This is a genomic window from Gordonia gummivorans (genome assembly GCF_022513585.1).
Classification (GTDB): domain Bacteria; phylum Actinomycetota; class Actinomycetes; order Mycobacteriales; family Mycobacteriaceae; genus Gordonia.
The window spans coordinates 1-25391 of sequence record NZ_JAKWBF010000035.1; the positions used below are offsets into that span (position 1 = coordinate 1).

A 25391-nucleotide genomic window follows, 5' to 3' on the forward strand; every position below is an offset into this window, starting at 1 on the left:
CTGGTGAGAGGGCATTGTCGTCTCACCAGGCCTTCGAGGTTCGTCGCTAGCGCTCCTCACACCTCAGGCAGCGGTGGTGGTTCTCCGAGCACCCAGGTAGCGGCGTACCGCGTCAGCAGTGCGTGACCGGCCGTCCGGCTCCGAGGGCGTTGAGGGAGTCGACCGCGCCTTGCAGGGAGTCGACCTTCACCAACTCGAGGCCGTCCGGTTTGTCGGAGGCGGCTTCGGAACAGTTGCTGCCGGGCACCAGGAAGACGGTCGCCCCGGCGTCTCGGGCGGCGCGGGTCTTGTGGGTGATGCCGCCGATCGGCCCGACCACTCCGGTGTCGGTGATCGTGCCGGTGCCGGCGATGAACTTTCCGTGAGTGAGTTCGCCGGGGCTGAGCTTGTCGATGACGGCCAGCGACAGCATCATTCCGGCCGACGGTCCGCCGATGTCGCCGACGGAGTAGGTGATCTTGAGCCCGGGGTCGGCGTTGACGACCGCCCCGTCGGCCCCGATGTTCGCCTTGCTGGGTTCGCGCGCGTCGGATCGCGGAATCACCGAGACTGCCGACGGAACGTTGTTGCGCACGATGTCGAGCGTGAGGGGCTTGCCGACGGGAGCCTTCTCCACCGCGTTGTCGAAGTCCTCGGCGGTCACGACAGGAGTGCCGCCGACGCGATTCACCTGGTCACCGAGTTTCAGGACGGTCGATGACGGTCCGCCGGACACGATCGTGCCGATCACCAGCTTGGTCGGCCGGTTGAGGAACCGCAGCGCCGCTGCGGTCGCGTCGTCCTCCGACCCGGTCATCTGCTGGGCGTTTTCCTCACGCACCTGGTCGGTGGTCTTGTCCGGGTCGTAGATGCGGTCGCGTGGCTGCAGTGCGTACTCGCCGGACAGCCATTTGCCCATCGCTTCGAAGAGACTCAAACCGTCGGTCACCGACACGGTGGTCAGGTTCAGGTTTCCGGTCGTCGGGTCGAGCTGGGCACCCTGGATGTCGACGATCGGGAGCGTCTGAACCTTGCCGTCCTGCCCCTTCACCTGCGCGGTCCCGAGCGTGTTCAGCGTCGGCCCGGGCCCGAGCGCGACGTAGGGCACGAGCACCTGGGTGCCGAGCACGAGAAGTACGACGAGTACCAGCGTGGTCACCGCGACCGTGGCGATCCGGCGGTACTGGGCCTGCAGCGTCATTCCGCTCACGTTAGCGATTCCACCGGCACCCCCGCATGTCTTGAGCGCACTACGCTCAACGCGAACACCTCACCCCCGATCTGGCGGTATTCGAGCGGTACCGTGGATGGCATGAGTGACCTGCCCTTCGGCTTCTCGTCGTCCGGTGACGACGACGACCGCCGCAAAGAATCCGACGGACCGGCCGGATTCGACCCGTCGTCGATGGATCCGGCTGCGCTGGGTCAGATGTTCTCCCAACTGGGCAGCATGCTCAGCGGCATGGGCGCCGGCATGACCGGCGGCGGCCAGGGACCGGTGAACTACCAGGTCGCGACCAACTTGGCTCGTCAGCAGATCGGTTCGTTCACACCCGTTCTCGCCAAGGAGACCGGCGCCGTCGCCGACGCCGTGCGTCTTGCCGACGTCTGGCTCGACGACGCGACCACCCTGCCCAGCGGAGTGTCGCAGTCGGTGGCGTGGACCCCCGTGCAGTGGCTCGAAGAGACGCTGCCCACATGGAAGGGCCTGTGCAATCCGGTCGCCGAGCAGCTCGCCCGGACGTGGCAGGACAACCTGCCCGCGGAGGCCGCACAGTTCGCCGGGCCGATGATGGGCATGCTCACCCAGATGAGCGGCATGGCCTTCGGTACCCAACTCGGGCAGGGTCTCGGACAGCTCGCCAAGGAGGTGCTCACCTCCACCGACATCGGCCTCCCGTTGGCAGCCGAGGGTGTGGCGGTACTCCTCCCCGAGGCGATCGCGAAGTTCGCCGAAGGTCTCGAGCAGCCCGCGCAAGAGATCATCGTGTTCCTCGCCGCGCGCGAGGCCGCCCACGTCCGTTTGTTCACGCACGTTCCGTGGCTCCGCCAACGACTGCTGTCCACCGTGGAGGAATACGCCCGCGGGATCAGTGTCGACTTCAGCGGAATCGCTGACGCGACGTCGAGCATCGACCCCACCGAACTGTTCTCCAACCCCGGCAAACTCGAGGAGCTGATCGGGTCGTCGGCGTCGTTCGAGCCGACCACGACACCCGAGCAGAAGGCCGCACTCAACCGGCTCGAGACCTTGCTCGCACTCATCGAAGGGTGGGTCGAATCGGTCGTCGGTCAGGCACTCGGTGACCGGATCCCGAGTACCGGCGCGCTCACCGAGACCATGCGTCGGCGTCGGGCGTCGGGCGGACCCGCCGAGCAGACCTTCGCGACCCTGGTGGGACTGGAACTGCGCCCACGAAAGGTGCGTGAGGCGTCGGATCTGTGGCGCAAGCTGCTCGATGCCTCCGACATCGCGACCCGCGACGGCGTCTGGGCACATCCCGACCTCATGCCCGACGGCGAAGATCTCGACCAACCGGCCGCATTCATCGACCGGGTCATCGGTGGTGACACCGGAGCCCTCGACGACCCGATCGCCGAACTCGAGCGGACGTTGGCGGCCGAACGCGACGACGACACCTCGGGCGAGTCCGACGACCCGCCGAAGACTCCATAGTCGTCGACGCGGGAGCCATGCCTGTGGATAACTCGCCGCCACACTGATTCGACGCGCCGCAGCCTGGCAGAGTCTGGTCATGGAGACCCGACCGGCCACGCTTCCGATGATCCAGCCCGGAACACCGATTCTCGTGCGCCCGGCCAATCGGGTACACATCGGCACCGATCCGGCCGACAGTCTCGTCATCGACGTCGACGCCCAAGTGCAGGCATCCGCGGTGGCGGACCTGCTGCGTTCCATGCAGCAGCCCTGCCGCCCGGAGGACGTCGCCATGCGTATCCGGGCCGCGGGTCTCAACACCGCCGACGTCGACGAGATCCTGTCGCGCCTGGTGTCCGCCGGAAAAGCGCGCGTGCCGGCGGCCGCGTCCGCCGAACCCGCACTGCGCGTACGTATTCACGGGCAAGGGCCACTGGCCGATCTGATCGGTTCGCTGCTGTCGGAGACGGGGATCTCCGCACGCCACACCGCAAGACGCCCCGGCGCCGGAGCCATCGAGACCTGGGACACGAATCTTGTTGTCCTGACCGACTTCCTGGTGCACGATCCGAGCTTGACGAGCGCCCTGGCACGACTACGCATTCCCCACCTCCAGGTCCGGGTTCGTGATGGCGTCGGTGTTGTCGGCCCGCTCGTTCTCCCCGGCATGTCCAGTTGCCTGCGGTGCGCCGACCACCACCGCACCACGATGGAACCCGACTGGCCGTTGCTCGCCGCGCAACTCGTCCGGCAGCCCGGCTACGCGAGTTCGGCAACTATCCGCACCACCGCAGCACTCGCGCATGTCCAGATCGAGCAACTCTGCACAGCCCTGCAGAACCCGGGCCGTGTCCGTCCGGCGTCGGACGGTTCGCGACCGCTACTGTTCGACAGGGTCCTCGAGTTCCGGCCGGACACGGCACGCATCGAGTTCACGCAGTGGCCGCCGCACCCGCTGTGCGAATGTCGCCCCCGCGCCGAACATGAGGGTCCGTCATCTATTCTTGACGGGGAAAGGATGCTATGACCGACATCACCAGGGGGCAGGGTCGGCGCAACGCGAAGCTGGCGTCTCTCCCCATCGGAATGGCCGGCCGCGCGGCCGCAGGCTTCGGCAAGCGCATGGTCGGCAAGGACAAAGACCAAGTCAATCAGGAGTTGCTGGAGAAGTCCGCCGAGCAATTGTTCTCGGTTCTCGGCGAACTCAAGGGCGGGGCCATGAAGGTGGGCCAGGCGCTCTCCATCATGGAGGCCGCCATTCCCGACGAGTTCGGGGAGCCATTCCGCGAGGCACTCACCAAGCTGCAGGCCGACGCACCGCCGATGTCGGCGGACAAGGTCCACAAGGTCCTCGACCAACAGCTGGGCACCCGCTGGCGCGAACGCTTCGAGGAGTTCTCCGACACCCCGGCCGCTTCGGCGAGTATCGGGCAGGTCCACAAGGGCGTGTGGTCCGACGGGCGCACCGTCGCAGTGAAGGTGCAGTACCCGGGCGCCGACCACGCCTTGAAGGCCGACCTCAAGACCCTGTCGCGCATGTCGGGTCTGCTGCAGAAACTCTCGCCCGGCACCGACGTCAAGGCGATGATGGACGAGCTCATCGACCGGACCGAGGCCGAACTGGACTATCTCGGTGAGGCCGACAACCAGCGTGCTTTCGCCAAAGAGTTCGACGGCGACGAGCAGTTCCTCATCCCCAAGGTCGTGGCGAGCGCGCCCAAGGTGGTCGTCTCCGAATGGGTCGAAGGCACTGCGCTGTCGAAGATCATCACCACCGGCGACCAGGCGACGCGCGATGCCGCCGCCGCACGGATGGCCGAGTTCGAGGTGAGCTCACCATTCCGGTTGGGTCTGCTCCACGGCGACCCGCATCCCGGCAACTTCTTCATCGCCGACGACGGCCGCTTCGGTGTGCTCGACTTCGGCGCGGTCGGCCACTACCCCGGCGGACTGCCGCCGGAGACCGGACCGATCCTGCGACTGGCCCGCGACAAGAAGTACGCCGAACTCAAAGAGCTGATGGTGGAGTCGGACTTCATTCTGGCGTCCCGCGCCGACAAGGTGGAGGCCGCCGACATCGAGGCCTACCTGAAGCCCTACGTCGATCCGCTGTACACCGAGTCGTTCCACTTCACCCGCAAGTGGATGCAGCGCGCGGCGGGCAAGGCCACCGACGTCCGGGGTGACGTGTACAAGACATCGCGAAATCTCAACGTGCCCAAGCGTTTCGTCATGGTTTTCCGGGTACTCGGCGGCTGCGTGGGCATCGCATCACAGCTCGAGGCAAACGCACCGTACCGCGCCATCATGGAAAAGTGGGTTCCGGGCCTGGCCTGACGTCGCCCGAACCTCGACGAATAGCAATCGGTTGCCATGGCGCTCGCTTTCCGAGCGCCATGGCAACCGATTCTTCACTTCTCACGCGACCGTCTTACGCGGGCGGCCACGCGGCCGCTTGCGCGCGATGACGGTGCCGCGCTCGAAGATCTCCCCGCCCCAGACACCCCAGGGCTCGGCCCGATCCATCGCAGCCTGCAAGCACTGCGTCCGCAACGGGCACTCGGCGCACAGTTCCTTTGCGCGCTCGAGGTCGCGCGGGTCCTCGGCGAACCACAGGTCTGCATCGGCCACCTGGCAGGGCAGGTCCAATCGGCCAACCGACACGCGGTTCGCCGAAAGACAGGATTCGAGAACGCATTCGACAGTCATTCTGCTCTCCACATCTGCTCGTGATACTTGGGTGTTCTCCGACCCGAGTCCTCAATGTGGGAGAGCCGCTTCGCTTCTCATCGTGAGATGAGAACCGTGTGGGGCTTCACAAAAAGGGCCACGGGTTCGCTTCTGCGATTCGCCCGTGGCCCGAATGTCGTGGAGTCAACTACTCCATGAACTTCGATGCTGCACGGGGAACCGCTCTAGCGCTCGTGCTTCGGCGGCCGGTGCTCCGGCGAACGCTGCATGCGTTGCCGCCAGATGGAGGGCCATCGAACGCGGTACTGCGACCGCCCAGGAGCGGTCGCGACGAATCCGGGTATCGACAGCCGCAACACCGCTGATGGGTGCCGCACACGGCTTGGCCACAGGCAGGCAGCTACCGCCGGCCAGATACATATTGATTCCGTTCACTTGTCCGCTCCTTTCCTTCTCGATGGCTTCCACGTGAGCTCCTGCGATGCGATGGACACGCACCTGTCACCCCGTGCTGACTCAACCAGGGTAGGTGGTGTCCGCAGGATCGCACAACCTATTTTTGACCTGCGGTTTTCACCAAATCCAAGATCTCCTCGCCGTACTCGGAGAGCTTCTGCGCACCAATCCCGGAGATCGACACCAGCGCGGCGGTGTCGGTGGGACGTTGCTCGGCGATGGCGGTCAGCGTCTTGTCGGAGAACACCACATAGGCCGGCACCTTCTTCGTCTGCGCCCGATCGCGGCGCCACTCCTTGAGCGCCACCAGCAGACCCTCGTCGAGGTCGGACGGACAGTCCGCGCATCGGCCCAGCAGCGTCGCGGTGGAATCCATCAACCGAGTCCCGCACACGCGGCACACCGGGCCTCGCCGTGACTTACGCTCCGGCGCAACACGGGAGGCCGGAGAGTCGTCGGGCACCAGGTCGGCGAGAAAACGCGAACGGCGTCGCGGGCGGCCGCCCTCGTTACGGGCCAGTGCCCACGACAGGTGCAGATGCTCGCGCGCCCGGGTCACCCCGACGTAGAACAGGCGCCGCTCCTCTTCGATCTCGTCGGCCGAGGCCTTGATCGCCTGGCTGATCGGCAGCGAACCGTCGGTCAGTCCCACCAGGAACACCGCATCCCATTCGAGTCCCTTGGCCGCATGCAACGACGACAAGGTGACGCCCTGGACGGTCGGCGGCTGCCGCGCCTGCGCACGCACCGACAGTTCGGCGACGAGTTCAGGCAGCGTGAGGTCGGAATTCTCCGTGACCATGTCGGCGGTCAGCATCTCCAAGGCGCGCAACGACTGCCACCGGCTACGTGCCTGCGCACCGGCCGGTTCTTCGTCGGACAAACCGAGCTCGGCGAGAACCGCGCGCACGACGGTGGCAACCTCGGCGTCGGCCGGCAGTTCACGTCCGGCCATCACGGTGAGCTGCCGCATCGCCTGCCGGATCTCGGTCCGGGTGAAGAACGCCTCCCCGCCGCGCACCTGATACGGAATCCCCGCCTCGGTCAGCGCCTCTTCATAACTCTCCGACTGGGCGTTGACGCGGTAGAGGATTGCGATCTCGGCGGGTGACACCCCCGAATCCACCAGGCGCGCGATCTCAGCGGTCACCGCCGATGCGGCGGCCGGTTCGTCGTCGTACTCAGCGAATTGCGGCTCGGGGCCCGCCTGCCGCTGCCCGACCAGCTTGAGCCGTGTACCGGCGATCCGCCCGCGCGCAGCCCCGATCACCTGGTTGGCGAGATCGACGACCTGCGGCGTCGACCGGTAGTCGCGTTCCAGGCGGACCACCGTCGCATCCGGGAACCGACGGCCGAAATCCAGCAGGTACGACGGCGTCGCGCCGGTGAACGTGTAGATCGTCTGGTTGGCGTCGCCGACGACGGTCAGGTCGTCCCGGTCGCCCAGCCATGCGTTGAGCAAACCCTGCTGTACCGGGGTCACGTCCTGGTACTCATCGACGACGAAACACCGGTAGCGTGACCGGAACTCTTCTGCCACACCAGGATCGGCGGCCAGGATCTGCGTCATGTAGATCAGCAGATCGTCGAAGTCGAGCATCCGGTCACCGTCCGCCGACACCTTGGCATCCTCGTAATGCCCGTACACCGCAGCCACCTGGGAGGGCGGTGCCGGGGTGTCGCGGCCGACGCGCAACGCCGCCTCCGCATAGTGCTCGGGATCGATCAGCGACGCCTTGGCCCACTCGATCTCCGACGCGAGGTCGCGCACGGTGTCTGTCGAGGTGTCGAGTCGGGCGCGTCGCGCCGACCGTGAGACGACCGGAAACTTGTTGTCGAGCAGTTCCCACCGCGCGCTGCCGAACGCTCGCGGCCAGAAGTAACGCAGTTGGCGCATCGCTGCGGCGTGAAAGGTCTGGGCGGCAACGCTGTCGGTGCCGCGCGGGCCACCCACTCCGAGCGAGCGGAGCCGCGTCCGCATCTCACCCGCGGCGCGAGCAGTGAACGTCACCGCGAGTACCTGGCCCGGATTGACCTGGCCGCTCTCGATCAGATGCGCGATCCGCCGGGTGATCGTACGCGTCTTGCCGGTTCCGGCACCGGCCAGAACACACACCGGACCGCGAGGCGCGAGGACCGCAGCACTCTGCTCGGGATCGAGGCCTGCGGCCTGCGTTGGCGCATTGCGAAGACGACTCGGATCGGACACGCCGTCCACTATCTCACCCACCACCGACGTCTTACCCGCCATGCTGCTTCCACCGTTCTTCCGCCGGCGAAGGCGCGAGGCGCCCCTACCGCTGGCTAGGTGCGAGCCTGCGAGCCTCGAAGCCCATGGCGAGGTGGAGTTGTTGTCTCACCAGGCCCTTCGAGGCTCTCGCCCAGCGCCTCGAGCACCTCAGGGAGCGGTGGGTTGAGGGAGAAGGTCGGGACGATCAGACGCCCAGTTTGGCCTTGACCTCGGCGATCGACGGGTTGGTGGCGGTGGTGCCGTCTGCGTAGAGGACGGTCGGGACCACGTGGTTGCCGCCGTTGACGCTGCCCACGAACTCGGCCGCGTCGGGGTTGAGCTCGATGTCGATCTCCTGCCAGTGGATGCCGCTGCTGCGCAGGCCGGTCTTCAGTCGCGCACAGAAGCCGCACCACGAGGTGGTGTACATGGTCAGTTCACCAGTGTCCGAGGTCCGCGCGCCGGCCTCGTCGTCGATCACATTGCTCATGTGGTCAATAACACCACGCGGTGCCGCACTGTTCCCACCTCAACCCGCGGCCCAGGACTCGATCATCGCCCGCGCGATCGAGATGGAACCGGGCAGCCGGAGCCGATGGGTGTCAGTTGCAGGTGTCTCGGCGCCGGCCTCGGGTCGCACCCAATCGTCGCCGCGGGCGAGCGCCGCGCGGACCTCGTCGCGGTGGAACCACTGCGCGTGCCCGATCTCGCCGTCGAGGTAGTGCAGTTCGTGCTCGGGGTCGCCGATCGCGGCGAAACCCAGCATCAGCGATCGCGGGAACGGCCACGGCTGGCTGCCGAGGTAGCGCGGTTCGGTGACGGTGATGCCCACTTCCTCGTGGACCTCGCGAATCACGCACTGCTCCAACGACTCTCCCGGCTCGACGAATCCGGCGAGCGTCGAATACCAACCCTCGGGCCACACCGCTTGCCGGCCGAGCAGCACGCGATCTCCTCCGTCGTGCACGACGGTGATGATCGCCGGGTCGGTGCGCGGGAATTCGTCGCGTCCGGAGTCGACACCGCGGCGTACCCAGCCGCCACGCGCCGGCGCCGTCGCTGCCCCATCGACCGGCGAATAGCTCGCCGTCGCATGCCAATTCAGGATGCCGAGAGCAGTTGCAAGCAGCCCCGCCTCGTCCGCGGACAGCCGCACCGCCCCGCGTCGGGCGTCGTCGGTCGGCCCGTCGATGTGGTCGACGCGGCGCGCCCACAGGTCGCCGCCGGCCACGCCCAGCAGAATCGCGTCGCCCGGTGGCGCGTCCGCAAGGTCAGCGGCGGGGATCCAGTGCAGTCCCCCGCTGTCGTTGACCGGGTAGCGTCCATCCGCGTCGATCAGCAGAACGCGGGCGTTCGGCCAACCGGCGGACATCCGCGCCGGATCGTCGCGGATCTCGTCGGCCCGATCGAAACCCGCGCGCGAGAGCAGCGGCGGCTGACGAAGGCTGAACTCGGCGCCACTCATCGTCGACTCACTCCGCCGACCCCTTGCGCACATAGAGCAGTCGGTCGCCGACCTCGATCTGTTCGACCTCGGCGTCGTCGACCCGATGCAGTGTGCCGTTGCGGACGACACCGAGCACGATGTCGCGGGTGTGCGAGGGCGATCCACCGGATTCCGACGGTTCGACCTCACGTTCGGCGATCGCGTATCCGGCATCCGGAGTCAGGAGATCCTCGATCACCTCGACCACCGACGGGGTCATCGTCGCGATCCCGAGCAACCGTCCGGCGGTCTCCGACGACACCACCACCGAGTTGGCGCCCGATTGGCGCATCAGATGGGTGTTCTCGGATTCCCGAATCGACGCGACGATCTTGGCGCGCGGATTGATCTCGCGGGCGGTGAGCGTGGCGAGCACAGCGGTGTCGTCGCGATTGGCGGCGACGACGATGCTCGACGCGTGGGCGACACCGGCCAGACGCAGGACATCGGACTTGGTGGCATCGCCGCGCACGGTGACCAGGCCGTCGGCAGCGGCCGCTTCGAGTACGTCCGGGTTGGCGTCCACGACCACGATCTCGGCGGGCTTGATCCCGTCCCCGACCATGGCGTCGACCGCGGTGCGGCCCTTGGTGCCGTAGCCGATGACGACGGTGTGATTGCGCACGTTGTTCCTCCAACGCTGGATCTTGAGGGCTTGCCGCGATCGCTCGGTGAGCACTTCCAGTGTCGTACCGATCAAGACGATCAGGAACAGGACGCGCAGCGGGGTGATGATCAGCAGGTTGATGAGCCGGGCCTCGGGTGTATATGGCGTGATGTCGCCATAGCCGGTGGTCGAGAGCGTGACCGCCGAATAGTACATGGCGTCCAGGAAGGACAGCGGCGAGTCCTGGACGTCGCGGTAGCCGTCGCGGTCGAGGTAGACCAGGCCTGCGGTGAAGAACAGCGCGACGATGGCGAACACCACCCGCTTGCCGATGGCACGGCCAGGGCTCTGCTGCAGCTCCGGGATGCGGACGACCCCGACCAGGTCGTAATCGGGCCGATCGGCGAGTTGTTCGCCGGCGAATCGTCGGCGCAGGCGGTTACGCATGGCCGCATCGGTGCTCGAACGGTTCGCTCACACTGAGGAATCTAACGCATCGAGCTCATGGTGCGAGCTTCGCCGCGAGAGCGGTTTCGTCGGGCAGGTGGTCGGCTTGCAGGGTATGACCCGAACGGACATAGTGGAACGCCGCCTGCACGCGATCGATCGGCACCCCGGCCAACTGCGCCCACGCGATGCGATACGCCGCGAGCTGGACGAACAACGATTCGCGTCGGGCCGGTTCCGGAACCGCTCCCGTCTTCCAGTCGATCACCGTCCAGCCGCCGTCGGGCTCGGCGAACACGGCGTCGATCCGTCCCCGGACGACGATCCCGCCGATCACTGTCTCGAACGGCACCTCCACCTCGCTCGGGCTGCGCGACGCCCACGGCGAGGCGAGGAACGCCTCACGCAGGGCCTCGAGGTCGGTGTCGGGGGCGGCAGCGGCGTCCGCGGCTCCGGGCAGTTCGTCGATGTCGAGGAGTCGGGTGGCGCCGAACCATCGCTCCACCCAGGCGTGGAAAGCGGTGCCGCGCCGTGCGGTCGGGTTGGGCCGGAAGGGGGTCGGACGCCGCAACCGGCGCGCGAACTCATCGGAATCGATGTCGAGTTCGACGAGCTGACTGACCGACAGATGGGTCGGCAACTCGACCTCCACGAGTGCCTGATTCCCGGCCCGGTGTTCGGCCAGCAACGCCGACACCTCGGCCTCCCACGCCGCCACCTCGTCATCGTCGGTCTGTGCCCCGCTCTCGGCCGACGGTGCGTCGTCGAACAGCGTGGGCAGATCGCGGCCGGCGATCTCGGCGAGCACGAGGTCGGCGGCCGTCTGCACCGAATCCCGGTGTCCGATCAGTGGATCCGCCGGCCACGGCGCGGCCACCACATGCTCCGCGAGCGGATTGGCTGCGCCGTCCTCCGGGTCGGGTGCGATGGTGTCGACCGTGAGGCCGTCGGAGTTCGCCGTGGGGTCGGCGATGGTCGAGGAGATCTCGGCGAGCAACTCGGCGAAGAAGTCCGATCCGCCGCGCGGCTTGTCCCCGGTCTCCGACCACTGGTGCGCCGAGATGTACACGTCGTGGCGCGCTCGGGTCAGCGCCACATAGAGGAGTCGGCGGTCTTCCTCGAGCCGCCGCTGCGCGATTGCCTCCTTGTGCTCGGTCAGCTTGTCCTCGAGTTCTTTTCGGTCACCGACCGTGTGCAGATCGAGCGTCGGAAAGCCTTCGGGATGATCGTTGCCCTGTTCCGCGGCGACCGCCAGATCTCCGCGCAGCTTGGCCGGGAGTTCCCGCGCGCTGCCCAGCCACGTCGAATCAGCCTTGCCGCCCGGGAAGATTCCCTTGCACAGATGCGGAATCGCCACGACATCCCATTCGAGGCCCTTGGCGGCGTGCACCGTGAGGATCTGGACCCGCTGGGCCGCCACCTCGATCCGGCCCGGTTCCAAACCTTTCTCGATGGCCTCGGCCGCTTGCAGAAAGGCAAGCAGGCCAGGCAGATTGGCTCCGGGACGGTCGGCGTAGTGAGTGACGTACTCGGCGAAGGCGTCCAGGTGCTCGCGACCGGTGATCGCGCCACGCATCCGCCGCGCCCGGATCTGCGCCTCGACCCCGACGCCGATCACGTTTTCGACGTCGGCGACCAGTTCCGGCAGAGGCGCACCGATGCGGCGTCGCAGCGACTCCAACTGCGCACCGAAGGCACGGATGCGGGCATATCCGTCGGGGCTGTAGCGGGTCGGCTCGCCGGGATCGATGACGGCGTCGGCGATCCCGGCGCGATCGACCACCTCGGTGGGCAGAACCGCGTCCAGTGCGGCGTCGAGTTGTTCGCGGCTGGTGACGGTGCCGCCGGCCGCTGCGATCTCTTCGGCGGCCAGCTCGGTGGCGCGCCGCCACAGGGCGGCGAGATCGGCCGCGCCCAGCCGCCATCGGGCGCCGGTGAGCAGTCGCATCGCGGCGGTGCCGGCCATCGGATCTGCCATCACCCGCAGCGTCGCCACGATGTCCTCGATCTCCGGCACGTGCAACAGCCCACCGATACCCACCACCTCGGCCGGAATTCCCCGCGCCTCCAGCTCGGCGGCCAGAGGTGCCGAATCCTCGTTGCGGCGCACCAGAATTGCGGCGGTCGGTGGCGCCTCCCCGGAATCCTCGGCGGCGCGGTAGTGCGCCTCGATCGCGTCGGCAACCCAGGCGCGTTCGTCGAGCACGGTCTGCGTCAGCGTGATCGACGCGGTGCCCGACGGGGCGTCGGGCCGAGGGCGCAGGACGCTCACCGGAATGCCCCGGCGGCGTAGTTCCTCGGAGATGTGGTTGGCCAGGCGAAGCCCGTTCACCGAGTTGCGCCAACTCGTCAGCAGTTCACGACGTTCCGCCGGCCTGCCGTCGGGACGGGGAAAGTCCGCGGCGAAGCGCGGCAGATTGGCGGCCGACGCCCCACGCCAGCCGTAGATGGACTGGATCGGATCGCCGACCGCGGTCACCGCGACCGGATGCGCGCGGGCCCCACGGGCGCCGAACAGCGTCGACAGCAGCACCCGCTGCGAGTGTCCGGTGTCCTGATACTCGTCGAGCAGCACCGCGCGGAACGACGTGCGTTCGGCGGCAACCACTTCCGGATTGGCCACGACGAGCCGCGCGGCCATCGACATCTGGCTGCCGAAGTCGAGCGCTGCCTGTTCGCGCATCGTGTCGGCGAGCGCGACCACCATCGGGATCAGCTCCCGCCGTTCGTCGATCACCTCCCGCACCCGCAACAGCGACTGATTGGGCCCGCCGCGCTGGCGCGGCCCCTTCGGCAGCGTCATCACCATGTCGTACAGATCCGACCCCGCGCGCCGCAGGTCGTCGACGTCGACGAGGTGTTCGGCCATCTCGCCGTAGAGCTTGAGCACCATCTCGGTGACGGTCGCGGGTGTCTTGGTGGTGTGCAGTTCGCCCGGCCAGTTGGCGACCACCGAGAAGGCCAGTTGCCACAGCTCGGTCTCGCTGAGCAGCGTCGAATGCGGCTCGACGGGCAGCAGGAGACCGTAATCGCCGATGAGCCGGCCGGCATACGCGTGGTAGGTGCTGACTTCGGGGTCGGCGCCCCGCAGCCGGGCCGTCAGCGAACCGTCCGGATCCCACGACCGGAGCGCAGGCGATCCGGACAGCATCGACAGCCGACGCCGGATGCGCGCGCCGAGTTCGCTGGCCGCCTTGCGGGTGAAGGTGAGTCCCAGGATCTCGTCGGGGCCGACGATCTGATTGGCGACGAGCCACACCACCCGGGAGGCCATCGTCTCCGTCTTGCCGGCACCGGCGCCGGCGACCACGAGCATCGGTTCCACCGGGCCCTCGATCACCGCGACCTGTTCCGGCGTGGGATTGGGCAGACCCAGCGCGGCGGCCAGCGAACTCGCGCTAATCATCGGTGACCGCCTTGCCCTGGATCTGGGCCGGGCAACTCGTCGTCAGACGACAGTGCACGCACCCCGGATTGGGGGTTGCCGCGTATTCCGGACCGACACTGGCCCGGGCCGCGCGGCGCACGACGCCGATCCACTCGTCGAGCAGTTCCGGCGACAGCGGCGGCTGGGTGCGTTCCGCCGCGCCCGTGCTGCGATGCGGAGAGGACACGTACACCAGTCGTGCTCCGCCCGGTTCGGTGCGGCCGAGAGCGGCGACACCGCCGTTGGCGATCGCCACCTGGTAGGCCGCCATCTGGGCATGGCCTTCCGCGTCGGCCTTCGTGATGGCCGACTTGGTCGTCTTCACGTCGACGACGACCGGCCTTCCGGCGGAATCGGTTTCGAGCCGGTCGACGCGGCCGCGCAGACGCACGTCGAGGTCGGAACCGGGCCGGTCGGGATCGGGCGGCCCGGGGTCGGCGGGCACCGTCGCATCCACCGGCAACTCCACACCGGCCTCGGTGAGGTCGGCGCGCGAGATGCGCAGCCAGTCCCGGAAATGCACCAGCATCGACTCCGCACGTTCGAGTTCACGCGCGGAGAACCAGGCGGCGCCGGTGTCGATGCGGTCCCAGATGCCGCGCAGCGCCGCGGTCACCTCGTCGGGGTCGAGGTCGCCGGCCACCGCCTGCACGAGCGTATGGACCAGGCTTCCGGTGACCGCGGGTGCGGCGTCGCCGTCGCGGCCGCCGCTGCGTTCCAGCAACCAACGCAGCGAACACTTGCTCAGTGCGTCGACGTTGGATGGGGAGAGAACTACCGGCCCCTTCTCCGGAGTCCACAGGGGATGATCCGTGCTCGACGGGGCCAACCCGAACCAGTCGCGTGGATGCGCGCCGGGAATGTCGGAGTCGGCCAGCTGCGCAAGCAGCCGCACGGCCGCCCGCGTGCGCTCGTCGGGTTCGGCTCCACCCGCGACGACGACGGATCGCAGGGTGGCAACCAGCGAAGGAAGCGAAAGCACCCGTTGCACACCGGGATCGAGTGGTGTGCCCTCCTCACCGGGGTCGTGTGCCGGCCCGTCGGATCTGGTCACCGCATCGGCGAGTTCACCGACGAAACGCGATGGCGAGGCGTCACCGCTCCCGTCCTCGACCGCCGTGACGAGCAGCCGCCGCCGTGCCCGCGTGCACGCGACGAGCAACAGCCGCCGTTCGTCGGCGAGCGCGGCGACCGGGCGTGCGAGCTTGTCGAGCGCATCGGGATCCACCCCGTCGAGCAGGTCGACCAGCGCCCCGGTGCCGAGTACGCTTCCACGACTGCGCAGCGACGGCCACAGACCGTCCAGCACGCCGGCGACGGCCACCACATCCCACTCGCGACCCACCGCCGCATGCGCCGAGCACACCGTCACCGAGTCGGTCATCGCGGCGGCGGCCCGGCTGTCCCGCGGGATCTGCAACTGTCCCAGGTAGTGGACGAACCCTCCCGGCCCGGCCGCGGGCAGGTTGTCGGCGAAACTCCCCGCCGCCTCGAACATCGCCATCACCGCGTCGAGGTCACGGTCGGCCTGTTCGCCCGCCGGTCCGCCGCGCATCGCGGCCGACGCCCAGCGTCGTTCCAGACCGGTCCGCTGCCATGCGGCCCATAGCGTTTCCTCGATCCCCCGGCCAGTCGAATGTGCCGCGTATGCCGATTCGACGACGTCGAGCACCCGTCGCAACGGCGCACGTTCGGCCTCGGTGAGGCGTTCGCAGTAATGGGACCCGACGGCATCGTCGACGATCGCGTCACGCAACGCGGTCAACGAATCCCGTTGATCCGCATCGCCATTCGTATTCTTCTCGTCGATGCGCCGAATCCCACGGCGCAACCTGCGCAGCGAGCCCGGGTCGGCGGCGCCGACGGGCCCCGACAACAGGGCCGCTGCATCTTCGACGGTGAACAACTCATCTGCGTCGTCGGGGGTGGCCGCACGCGCCGCAACCGCACGCAGCGCGAGCATCAGCGCCGCCACCGCACGCTGGCGGTGCAGCGGCAGCCCGCTCGCCGGGGTGGTGAGCGGTACCCCCGCCGACCGGAACGCCCGACGCAGCGCGGGCAGCGCCAGCGAGACCGACCGCACCACCACCGCCATCCGCGACCACGCGATCCCGTCGAAAAGGTGGGCGCGGCGGAGCAGATCGGCAACAGCGGTGGCCTCCTTGGCCGCCGAGCCGAACACCTTGACATCGACCGCGCCCGGAATGTCGGGACCGGACGCGCTGGGATAGGGATGCGGGCGCGCACCGGGCAGCCGCGACGCGAGCACCTTCCCCACCCGCTCGATCTCCGGATTGCTGCGAAAGTTCTCTTCCAGCACGACATCTCGATCCGAACCGGACTCGGCGAGGTCGTCGGCGAAACGCGGGCTGGCTCCCCGGAACCCGAAGACCGACTGGTCGGTGTCGGCCGCGATGATGGTCGATGCGGTACCTGTCCCGACCAACCGGACCAGTTGTGCGGCTTGCGGATCCAGATGCTGCGCGTCGTCGACGAGCAGGTGTCGGATGCGGGAACGTTGCGCGGTCAACAGATCCGGGTCGGTCGCGAAGGCCGACAAAGCCGACCCGACGAGTTCGGCGGCATCCACCGCGGGTGCCGACGCGCCGGGCGTCTCGAGTCCGACGGCGCCGCGCAGCAGCATGTTCTGTTCGTACTGCGCATACGCCCGTGCCGCGGCCACCCACTCCGGCCGGCGGTGCTTGCGCCCGAGTGCCGCGAGTTCCTCGGGTCCGGCGCCGCGCTCGGCCGCCCGCATCATCAGATCGCGGAGCGCCTGGGCGAATCCGTCGGTACCGAGCGCGGGCCGCAGATGCGCCGGCCAATACCCGGCACCGTCCTCGATGTCGCCGGCGAGCAGCTCTCGCAACACCACGTCCTGCTCGGAACCGGTGATCAGTCGTGGCGGCGGATTGCCGTGTGCGGACGCCTGCAGCCGCAGGATCGCGAAGGCATAGGAGTGCACCGTGCGGACCAATGGCTCGCGCAGCGCACCACCCAACGCCCGCTGGTTTTCGGAATCGGCGGAGAGTACTCGCCTCGTGATCTCCTCGCGCAGCGTCGCCGCCGCCTGCCGGCTCGATGCCAGCACAAGAACCGACTCCGGATCGACGTCGGGTGCCAGCAACCGCGCGACCGCCGCGTCGACGATCAGCGCGGTCTTCCCGCTACCCGGCCCGCCGTGCACGCGGAACGGCCGCCACGCGCCGTCCTGCGGTCCAGCCGTATCGACACCGTGGGTGATCACCCGATCGACATGCGGCGGCCAGGCACGCTTCGCGTCGGCCACCTCGGGTGCCGCGACAAGCCGCGTGCGCAACGCGGAGCGCGCTGCGTGTTCACCGGGTCTCGTGGCCATGGGCTCCATCGAATCACGCGCCGCCGACACTCTCTGCGCCCCTACGGCAGGATGATGGGCGTGCCCGCGCTCAACACCTATGTCTTCGGTCCGACCGAGACCACCACTCCCACCGTCCTCGCGATCCACGGACTCACCGGCCACGGACGACGCTGGGCAGCGCTGAGCGCAGGCTTTCTCCCGGATGTCCGCATCGTCGCCCCAGACCTCATCGGCCATGGGCGGTCGCCGTGGCGTCCGCCATGGAGTATCGAGCATCACGTGCGCGCGTTGTCGGAGGTGATCGACACCCACATCCCGTCGGCCGCACAGCCGATCGTCGTCGTCGGCCACTCCTTCGGCGGTGGGCTCGCGCTCCACCTGGCCGGCTTCCGCCCGGACGTCGTCAAGGGACTGGTACTTCTCGACCCCGCGCAGGGTCTCGACCCCGAGTTCGCGCTCGAAGTCGCCACCGCGAGCCTCGATCACTGGGACTACGCCGACGCCGATGCTGCGCGTGCGGCCAAACGCGCCGAGGGTTGGGCAGACGTGCCCGACGAGATCCTCGAGGCGGAGATCGCCGAACATCTGGTGGGTCGGCCACACGGACGCGTCGGGTGGCGGGTCAGTGCGCCCGCCGCTGCCGCGTCGTGGGGCGAACTGGTGCGTCCGGCAGTCCTTCCGCCGCCGGGTATCCCCACCCACGTCGTGGTCGCCGACCGCGTCGATCCACCGTTCGTGCGTCCGGCGTTTCTCGAGGCCTGCGCCGCTGCGCGCCCGGACACGGTGACGGTCCACGGCTCCCCATGCGAGCACATGGTGCCGTTCCTGCAGCCCGAGTTGAGTGCGTCGCTGATCCGGTCCGTGCTCTGATGGCTGCGGAGTTCTGATGGCTGCGGTCAGCGACGAGCAGGTGGAGGACGTGCGCGGACTGGTTGCCGCGATCCCGCTGGGTCAGGTGAGTACCTACGGGGATCTCGCTGCCGCAGCGGGACTTTCGTCGCCGCGCATCGTCGGCTGGATCATGCGCACCGACACCGTCGACCTGCCGTGGCATCGCGTCGTCCCGGCGTCGGGGAAGCCCGCCCAACACCTCGCCCGTCGCCAACTCGAGCGACTCCGGGCCGAGGGTGTACCGATCGTCGACGGTCGAATTCGATTGCGGGAGTGCCGATGGGACATCCCCTCCCGTTGACCGTGCAGCGAAAACCGTTGACCGTGCGTCGCATATCGTTGACTGTGCAGCGAATGCCAGGGATCAGCGACCCACCCGCCGGCCACCAAGAAAATAGGGGAAGAAACTCGTCCCCTACCCTTGGTGTCCTCCCTGCGAGTTTTCTGGGGGACGACTCCGAACCTCGCGGAAGAAAGTTCCTCCCCTAGGTTTTTGCTGCACCGCGCAGACGCATTTCCCCAGTTCAGAGACTTGGTCACGTCATTCTTCGGATCAGTCAGACCGACTCGACGGCGTCCGGTTTTGGGGCGCACGGTCAACGGAGGTGGACGGCGGCCGTTCGACGGTAGGGACTGATGGCAGCACGCATACGGGTGACGATCAGGTCGATGATGCGGGGGTCGGCGCCCAAGGGTGCCGAAACTGCGTCGGCACCATAGGTTTCCAGTCGCTGATGAAACAGGCCGGGTGCGAGCAGATGGCTGGCGACAACCACCCGCCGACCGCTGCGCCGAGCCCGGGCGATCGCCTCGGGCACCGTGGGCGTCGCGGTGGCGATGAAGCCGACCTCGATGCGGCCACCGATCAGCGACTCGAGCTGTCGCGCCGCGAGATAGACCTGACCGCACGCACTTTGATCGGAACTTCCGGCGGCGGCGAGCACCACGGCGTCGCCCGGCTGCCAACCGGCCTCGACGAGTCGCAGTCGTGCGACCGCCGCGATCGCCGGGTCCGGGCCGAGCGCGCGGGTGACGATCGTGTCCCGACGACCGGCCGCCGCGACGTGCTCGGGGATGTCCTTGCGGACGTGATAGCCCGACGCCAGGAAGGCCGGCACCAGCAGAGCGGGACGTTCGACGTCGGCGATGACCTCGGCCGGTGTCGGGCCGAGCACATCCACGAACGCGGTGCGGGTGGTTCCGATCCGACGACTCACCAATGCGGCGATGTCGGCGATCACGTTGACCCCGTGTGGGTTTCGGGTTCCGTGCGCCACCAGCACCGGACTGACGTCACGCAGCCGGTCACCGAAGGGCAGCACCACACCACCGTCGTGATTCGTCATTCGTCCCCCTCGCTGTCGTATTCGAGGTCCACTGCGAGGCGATAGCCCCGCTTGACCACGGTCTGGATCATCTTGGGATCGCCGAGCGCCGCACGCAGACGCCCCACCGCCACCTCGACCGCGTGCGTATCGGAACTGTCGCCCGGCAGCCCACCGAGCAACTCCTGCCGCGACACCACCCGTCCGGGCACTCCGGCGGCGAGGATCTTCAGCAGGATCATGCTGGTCGACGAGAGGTCGCGCACCTGGCCGTCGACGAGTACCGCCTGACCGTGGATCGAGGCGTCGTGGCCGGCGACCCGCAAGGTGTGCGTGCGTCGCGGCAACTCGTCGGTGATCATTCGGGCCAGCGCGCCGAGCCGGAAGCGTCGCGGGTAGGTTGTCGGGATCTGTAGGGCCTCAAGGGGACTCGCGGTCACCGAGCCGACGCACATCACCGGCACCGCGGTGCGCAGCGCGTGCACGAACTGCTGCAGCTTGCCCAGTTCCTTTGCCCGCGTGAGGATCGACGCGGCGGCCGGTGCACTGGTGAAGGTGATCGCGTCCAGGTCGGCGCGCAACACCGACCAGATCATCTTGTCGATGGCGTCGACGTCGGGATGCATGTTCCAGCGGTAGACCGGGATCGCGACCACCTCGGCACCTGCCGCGCGCAGCACAGTGCAGAAGTCCGGCAACGGTTCCCACTCACTGGTCGCCCCATGCAGTTGCACGGCGATCCGCACGCCGTCGACACCCTCGTCGAGGAGCCGGTCGAGCACCTCCGAGGACGACTCGCTCTCTGGCGACCACTCCTCGCGGAGGCCGGCTGCGCGGATCGCGCCCTTCGCCTTGGGTCCGCGGGCGATCAGGCGGCTCTTGCCGAGCGCCTCGAGGACATCTTCGGCATTGCCCCAACCCTCCGCGGCCTCCACCCACCCACGAAAGCCGATGCCGGTCGTGGCGACCATGATGTCGGCCGGATGGGCGATGAGCTCGGCGGTGACCCGTTCGAGTTCGGTGTCGTCGGCCAGCGGCAGGATTCGGATGGTCGGCGCATGGATCACACGTGCGCCTCTGCGGGTCAGCAGCGCGGCGAATTCTTCGGCCCGACGAGCCGCCGTCACGCCGATGGTGAAACCGGCCAGCGGAAGCGGACCGTCACCGTCACTCGATGATCCCGCCGGCCCCGACACTGAAGATGTGGTGTTCACGCTGGAAAGAACACCTCGACCACTCGTTCCACCACACGCACGGCGTAGCTGGGCACCGACATCGCGTCGTCGTCGAGGCAGAGCCCGGTGCGCAAGGCGAAGACCTGCTTGCCGAGCGGGCTCGCCACCGTCGGTTCGCCCGCGCGATCGCCGGTGAGGCCGCGCGACAGCACCGCGGCACGACCGTAGGGATCGATGTTGCCGATCGCATACAAGCGGGTCCGGCCGGGCGCGGCCTCCCGATCGGTCTCGGCCGCCGGAATGCGGAACAGCGCAGCCTGGACGGCGTCGGGCCCCAGCACGGCCGCGCCACGACCGACGATCAGGTCGTCGATGGCGCACGCCCGCACCCACACACCCGGTACGGCTGCCTCGGGGACACTCTCGGTCACCGGCGTCGAATCGCCGGTGGCGGCGACACTCATGTCGGCACTCCTTCTCTCTGATCTGAAGCGATCTGGTCGCCGCCTGCCCGGTCGGGCATGGCGGGCATGTCAAGCAGGACCGGAACCTTGCGATCACCGTCACCGTCGAACTTGATGGTGGGGTCCACCACATCGGGTGCGTTCACGAACGACACGAACCGCTTGAGCTTGTCCTCGTCGGCCAGCACCGCGGCCCACTCGTCGGTGTAACCGGCCACATGCTGGTCCATCGCGGCCTCCAGTTCGGCGGCCAGACCCAGGCTGTCGTCGCAGACCACCGATCTCAGATGCTCGAGTCCGCCTTCGAGCGATTCCAGCCACGGGGCTGTGCGCTGCAACCGGTCAGCGGTACGGACGTAGAACATCAGGTACCGATCAATGTAGGCGACGAGCGTGTCGTCATCCACCCCGCCGGCGAGCAGCTGGGCGTGCTTGGGACTCTGTCCGCCGTTGCCGGCGACGTACAGATTCCAGCCGTGCTCGGTGGCGATGACGCCGACGTCCTTGCCGCGCGCCTCGGCGCATTCGCGGGCACACCCGGACACCCCGAACTTCAGCTTGTGCGGCGACCGCAGCCCTCGATAGCGCTTCTCCAGGAACACCGCCATGCCCACCGAGTCCTGCACACCGTAGCGGCACCACGTCGAGCCGACGCAGCTCTTCACGGTGCGCAGGCTCTTGCCGTAGGCGTGCCCGGATTCCATCCCGGCGTCGACGAGGCGGCGCCAGATCTCGGGCAGCTGATCAACCCGCGCACCGAACAGATCGATGCGCTGACCACCGGTGATCTTGGTGTACAGGCCGAAATCGCGGGCGATCTCGCCGATGACGATGAGCTGTTCGGGTGTGACCTCACCGCCCGGCATGCGGGGCACCACCGAATACGACCCGTTCTTCTGCATGTTCGCCAAGAAGTGGTCGTTGGTGTCCTGCAGGGCGGCCTGCTCACCCGACAGGATGTGATCGCTGGAGGTCGACGCCAGAATCGACGCGACGGTCGGCTTGCAGATTTCACACCCTTGACCGGTGCCGTACCGGTCGATGAGCTCGGAGAACGTGCGGATACCGGTCACCGCCACGACCTCGAAGAGTTCGGCCCGCGACTGCGCGAAATGCTCACACAGCGACTTGCTGAGCTCGACGCCCGACGATTCGAGTAGGGCCTTGATGCTCGGCACGCAGCCGCCGCAGGTGGTGCCCGCCGACGTGCAGCCTTTCACCGCCGCGATGTCGCAGGCTCCGTCGGCGATCGCCGAACAGATCGTGCCCTTGGACACGCCGTTGCACGAACAGATCTCGGCGTCGTCGGGCAGTGCGTCGAGACCGACGCCGCCGCCACCGCCCTCCGGCGCGATGAGCGCCGCCGGATCGCCCGGGATCTCCCGGCCGACCATCGGTTTGAGCATCGCGTACGCCGACGCGTCACCGACCAGGATGCCGCCGAGCAGCGTCGTGGCGTCGTCGGAGACCACGACCTTGGCGTACTTGCCGGCCACCGGGTCGTGATAGACGATCTCCAGCGAGTTCTCGGTGGCGCCCATCGCATCACCGAAGCTCGCGACGTCGACTCCGAGCAGTTTCAGTTTGGTCGACATGTCGGCACCCGGGAACGTCCCGGCGCCACCGAGCAGCCGATCGGCGACGACCTCTGCAGTGCTGTAACCCGGCGCGACCAGGCCGTAGCAACGACCCTCGACCGCGGCCACCTCACCGATGGCGTAGATCGCCTCGTCATCGGTGACGCAGCCGGAGTCCACCAGGACACCGCCCCGCTCCCCGACCGCCAGCCCGGCGTCGCGCGCCAGCTGATCACGGGGGCGGACCCCCGCAGAGAACACCACCAGCGACGCGTCGATCTGCGAGTCGTCGCTCAGCGTGATTCGCAGGCCACCGTCGTCGCCGTCGGCGATCCCGGCGGTGCCGACCCCGGTGTGCACGATCAGCCCGAGTTCGGTGACGAGCTTCTTGAGGACGGCACCGCCACCGTCGTCGACCTGCATCGGCATCAGCCGTGGAGCGAATTCCACGACGTGCGGGACCATCCCCATCAGCTTCAGGGCGTTGGCGGCCTCGAGTCCGAGCAGCCCGCCACCGACGACGACGCCGTGCGCGCCGGGACCGGCCGCCTCGGCAGCCGACCGGATCCCATCGAGATCGTCGAGAGTCCGGTAGACGAAACACTTCTCGTGATCGTGTCCGGGCACCGGCGGCACGAAGGGATACGATCCGGTCGCGAGAACCAGTGCGTCGTAATCGATCTGCTGCCCGCCACTGGTCGTGACCCGTCGTCCCGAACGGTCGATCGCGGTGACGGTGTCGCCCAGGTGTGTCACCACCGAAGCGTCGCCGTCGTAGGTGTTGCCGGCCAGTGCCAGCGAATCACGCGTCCACGCACCGACATACGAGGACAATCCCACCCGGTCGTAGGCCGGGTCCGCTTCCTCGGACACGATCTCGACACGCCACTGATTGTCGGTGTCGCGGTCGCGTAGTGCTTGGACAAAACGGTGTCCCACCATGCCGTGTCCGGCCACGACCACTGTCTTGACTTCGCTGGTCACTGGGTGCTCCTTGCTCGATCTCGGGGCTCAATATCGGCGGATTGCCGGCCCGATCAGGCCATCGCCTTGTCGGTGGTCCCGGCGTCGCTCTTGGCGGCCGGGGCATCGGCCACGGTCAGATCCGTGGTCTCACCGATCACCATCGGACGGCGTGCATAGAACCACCAGGTGACGAGCGCGGCCACCACGTAGAAGCTCGTGAACACCCAGAACGCCATCGTCGCAGACTGATTCGACTTGTAGCTGGCTCGCAGGACCAGGTTGATCCCGACACCGCCGAGACCGCCGGCAGCTCCCGCGATACCGATCAGCGCGCCCGCCATGCTGCGCGACCACTTGACCTTGCCCAGCGCGGTGAGCCCGGACATGTTCGCCACCTTGTGTTCCCAGATCGTCGGGATGATCTTGTACACCGAACCGTTGGCCAGACCCGAGAGCAGGAACAGCAGGATGAACCCGACGATGAACGCGGCCAGCACTCCGCCGGTGATCTTCTTGTCGTTGTGGTCGGCGATGGTTCCGGCAACCACCAGGATCGACGCCGAGAAGATCATGGCGATGAAGGTGTAGAGGGTGACCTTGCCGCCGCCGACGCGGTCGGCCAGCTTGCCGCCATACGGGCGGCTGATCGAACCGAGCAGCGGGCCGATCCAGGCGATCTGGGCGGCCGCGAGCGCGGGCTTGGCGGCACCGGCCGCGGTGAAGCTGATGTTGAGGACCTGGCTGAAGGCGAAACCGAAGCCGATGAACGAACCGAAGGTGCCGATGTAGAGCAGGCAGATCAGCCAGGTGTCGCGGTAGCGGAGGCAGTCGATCATGGCACGCCCACTGGCGGTCTGGTGATCGAGGTTGTCCATGTAGATCGCAGCGCCGACGCCGGCCACGGCAAGCGCGACAAGGTAGACGGCACAGACGATTTCGGGCTTGTCCGACGCGAGCCAGATCACCAGCAGACCGATGAGCTGGACGACCGGCACGCCGATGTTGCCGCCGCCGGCGTTGAGGCCGAGCGCCCATCCCTTGAGCCGCTGCGGGTAGAAGGCGTTGATGTTGGTCATCGACGACGCGAAGTTGCCGCCGCCGAAACCGGTGATCGCGGCCACGGCCAAGAACCAGCCGAACCCGAACTCACCGGGGTTCATCATCAGCATCATGGTGAGCCCGGTCGGGATCAGCAGCACGATCGCGGAGAACACCGCCCAGTTACGACCGCCGAAGATCGCGGTGGCCTGGGTGTAGGGAATGCGCAGGCAGGAGCCCACGAAGGTCGCGGTGGCCGCGATGACGAACTTCTGGTCGAGGCTGATCCCGTAGGCCGGACCCATGAACAGGGCCATCACCGAGAACAGCGACCACACCGAGAAGCCCACATGCTCGCAGAAGACCGACCAGAAGAGATTGCGCTTGGCGATCTCCGCGTTGCCGTTCTCCCACGCCTGCCGATCCTCGGGATCCCAATCCCGGATCGTGTGATCGCGTTTGAGGTTCTCCCTCACTGAAGAAAATGCCATGTGTCTACCCCGGTCCAATGCTGTGGATACCGCGCGTCGGCGGTGGTGGTCGATTTACGACACCGCAGACAGCGTCGTCGTGCGATTGAGACCAAAGGTAAAGAGCGCGTGTTGCGCGGATTTTCGTTCAGATGACCCGACC

The 25391-nt window shown here is 67.8% G+C and carries 18 protein-coding genes; 5 read left to right on the forward strand and 13 right to left on the reverse strand.

Going from position 1 to position 25391, the window contains the following annotated elements:
* Window positions 1–112: 112 nt before the first annotated feature.
* Window positions 113–1180: a YlbL family protein gene (locus tag MKW15_RS20610; RefSeq protein ID WP_240861547.1), complete on the reverse strand. Its 1068-nt coding sequence runs from the start codon at window positions 1178–1180 to the stop codon at window positions 113–115.
* A gap of 111 nt (window positions 1181–1291) precedes the next feature.
* Here MKW15_RS20610 and MKW15_RS20615 point away from each other — a divergent pair, with 111 nt between their 5' ends.
* The 3 genes from MKW15_RS20615 to MKW15_RS20625 all read left to right on the forward strand — a co-directional run bounded on the left by MKW15_RS20615 (window position 1292) and on the right by MKW15_RS20625 (window position 4975).
* On the forward strand, window positions 1292–2656 hold the full coding sequence (locus MKW15_RS20615) for a zinc-dependent metalloprotease (protein ID WP_240861550.1): 1365 nt from the start codon (window positions 1292–1294) through the stop codon (window positions 2654–2656).
* A 79-nt stretch (window positions 2657–2735) separates the two neighbouring features.
* Window positions 2736–3665 carry a hypothetical protein gene (locus MKW15_RS20620; RefSeq protein WP_240861552.1) on the forward strand — a complete coding sequence of 310 codons (930 nt, stop codon included), beginning with the start codon at window positions 2736–2738 and terminating at the stop codon, window positions 3663–3665.
* On the forward strand, window positions 3662–4975 hold the full coding sequence (locus tag MKW15_RS20625) for an ABC1 kinase family protein (RefSeq protein ID WP_240861554.1): 1314 nt from the start codon (window positions 3662–3664) through the stop codon (window positions 4973–4975). The genes MKW15_RS20620 and MKW15_RS20625 overlap by 4 nt, the downstream gene beginning before the upstream one ends.
* Window positions 4976–5056: 81 nt before the next feature.
* Here MKW15_RS20625 and MKW15_RS20630 read toward each other — a convergent pair whose 3' ends face one another.
* The 7 genes from MKW15_RS20630 to MKW15_RS20660 form a co-directional block, all read right to left on the reverse strand.
* Window positions 5057–5347 carry a WhiB family transcriptional regulator gene (locus MKW15_RS20630; RefSeq protein ID WP_240861559.1) on the reverse strand — a complete coding sequence of 97 codons (291 nt, stop codon included), beginning with the start codon at window positions 5345–5347 and terminating at the stop codon, window positions 5057–5059.
* Between the two features lie 535 nt (window positions 5348–5882).
* On the reverse strand, window positions 5883–8036 hold the full coding sequence (locus MKW15_RS20635) for an ATP-dependent DNA helicase UvrD2 (protein WP_240861562.1): 2154 nt from the start codon (window positions 8034–8036) through the stop codon (window positions 5883–5885).
* Between the two features lie 184 nt (window positions 8037–8220).
* Window positions 8221–8505 carry a mycoredoxin gene (locus MKW15_RS20640; protein WP_240861564.1) on the reverse strand — a complete coding sequence of 95 codons (285 nt, stop codon included), beginning with the start codon at window positions 8503–8505 and terminating at the stop codon, window positions 8221–8223.
* 39 nt (window positions 8506–8544) lie between these two features.
* On the reverse strand, window positions 8545–9480 hold the full coding sequence (gene nudC / locus MKW15_RS20645) for an NAD(+) diphosphatase (protein WP_240861567.1): 936 nt from the start codon (window positions 9478–9480) through the stop codon (window positions 8545–8547).
* A 7-nt stretch (window positions 9481–9487) separates the two neighbouring features.
* Window positions 9488–10555: a potassium channel family protein gene (locus MKW15_RS20650; RefSeq protein ID WP_240861570.1), complete on the reverse strand. Its 1068-nt coding sequence runs from the start codon at window positions 10553–10555 to the stop codon at window positions 9488–9490.
* 55 nt (window positions 10556–10610) lie between these two features.
* Window positions 10611–13961, reverse strand: coding sequence for an ATP-dependent helicase (locus tag MKW15_RS20655; protein ID WP_240861573.1), 3351 nt, complete (start codon window positions 13959–13961; stop codon window positions 10611–10613).
* Window positions 13954–17340 (reverse strand): ATP-dependent helicase, encoded by a 3387-nt coding sequence (locus MKW15_RS20660; protein ID WP_240861574.1) that lies wholly within the window; start codon window positions 17338–17340, stop codon window positions 13954–13956. The genes MKW15_RS20655 and MKW15_RS20660 overlap by 8 nt, the downstream gene beginning before the upstream one ends.
* 60 nt (window positions 17341–17400) lie before the next feature.
* Here MKW15_RS20660 and MKW15_RS20665 point away from each other — a divergent pair, with 60 nt between their 5' ends.
* Together MKW15_RS20665 and MKW15_RS20670 are read left to right on the forward strand one after the other, a co-directional pair.
* On the forward strand, window positions 17401–18192 hold the full coding sequence (locus tag MKW15_RS20665; protein WP_240861575.1) for an alpha/beta fold hydrolase: 792 nt from the start codon (window positions 17401–17403) through the stop codon (window positions 18190–18192).
* Window positions 18193–18208: 16 nt separating this feature from the next.
* Complete coding sequence (locus MKW15_RS20670) at window positions 18209–18514, forward strand: MGMT family protein (protein WP_240861578.1); 306 nt, start codon at window positions 18209–18211, stop codon at window positions 18512–18514.
* Window positions 18515–18809: 295 nt separating this feature from the next.
* Here MKW15_RS20670 and MKW15_RS20675 read toward each other — a convergent pair whose 3' ends face one another.
* The 5 genes from MKW15_RS20675 to MKW15_RS20695 are packed head-to-tail and all read right to left on the reverse strand — an operon-like array spanning window position 18810 to window position 25249.
* Window positions 18810–19559 carry a sirohydrochlorin chelatase gene (locus tag MKW15_RS20675; RefSeq protein ID WP_240861580.1) on the reverse strand — a complete coding sequence of 250 codons (750 nt, stop codon included), beginning with the start codon at window positions 19557–19559 and terminating at the stop codon, window positions 18810–18812.
* Window positions 19556–20752, reverse strand: a complete 1197-nt coding sequence (locus tag MKW15_RS20680) for a uroporphyrinogen-III synthase (RefSeq protein WP_240861583.1) — start codon at window positions 20750–20752, stop codon at window positions 19556–19558. The genes MKW15_RS20675 and MKW15_RS20680 overlap by 4 nt, the downstream gene beginning before the upstream one ends.
* Window positions 20749–21177 (reverse strand): nitrite reductase (NAD(P)H) small subunit, encoded by a 429-nt coding sequence (locus tag MKW15_RS20685; protein ID WP_240861585.1) that lies wholly within the window; start codon window positions 21175–21177, stop codon window positions 20749–20751. The genes MKW15_RS20680 and MKW15_RS20685 overlap by 4 nt, the downstream gene beginning before the upstream one ends.
* Window positions 21174–23738: a nitrite reductase large subunit NirB gene (gene nirB / locus MKW15_RS20690; RefSeq protein ID WP_308221077.1), complete on the reverse strand. Its 2565-nt coding sequence runs from the start codon at window positions 23736–23738 to the stop codon at window positions 21174–21176. Before nirB ends, MKW15_RS20685 begins: the two co-directional genes overlap by 4 nt.
* Before the next feature lie 53 nt (window positions 23739–23791).
* Window positions 23792–25249 carry an MFS transporter gene (locus MKW15_RS20695; RefSeq protein WP_240861587.1) on the reverse strand — a complete coding sequence of 486 codons (1458 nt, stop codon included), beginning with the start codon at window positions 25247–25249 and terminating at the stop codon, window positions 23792–23794.
* Between the last annotated feature and the right edge of the window lie 142 nt (window positions 25250–25391).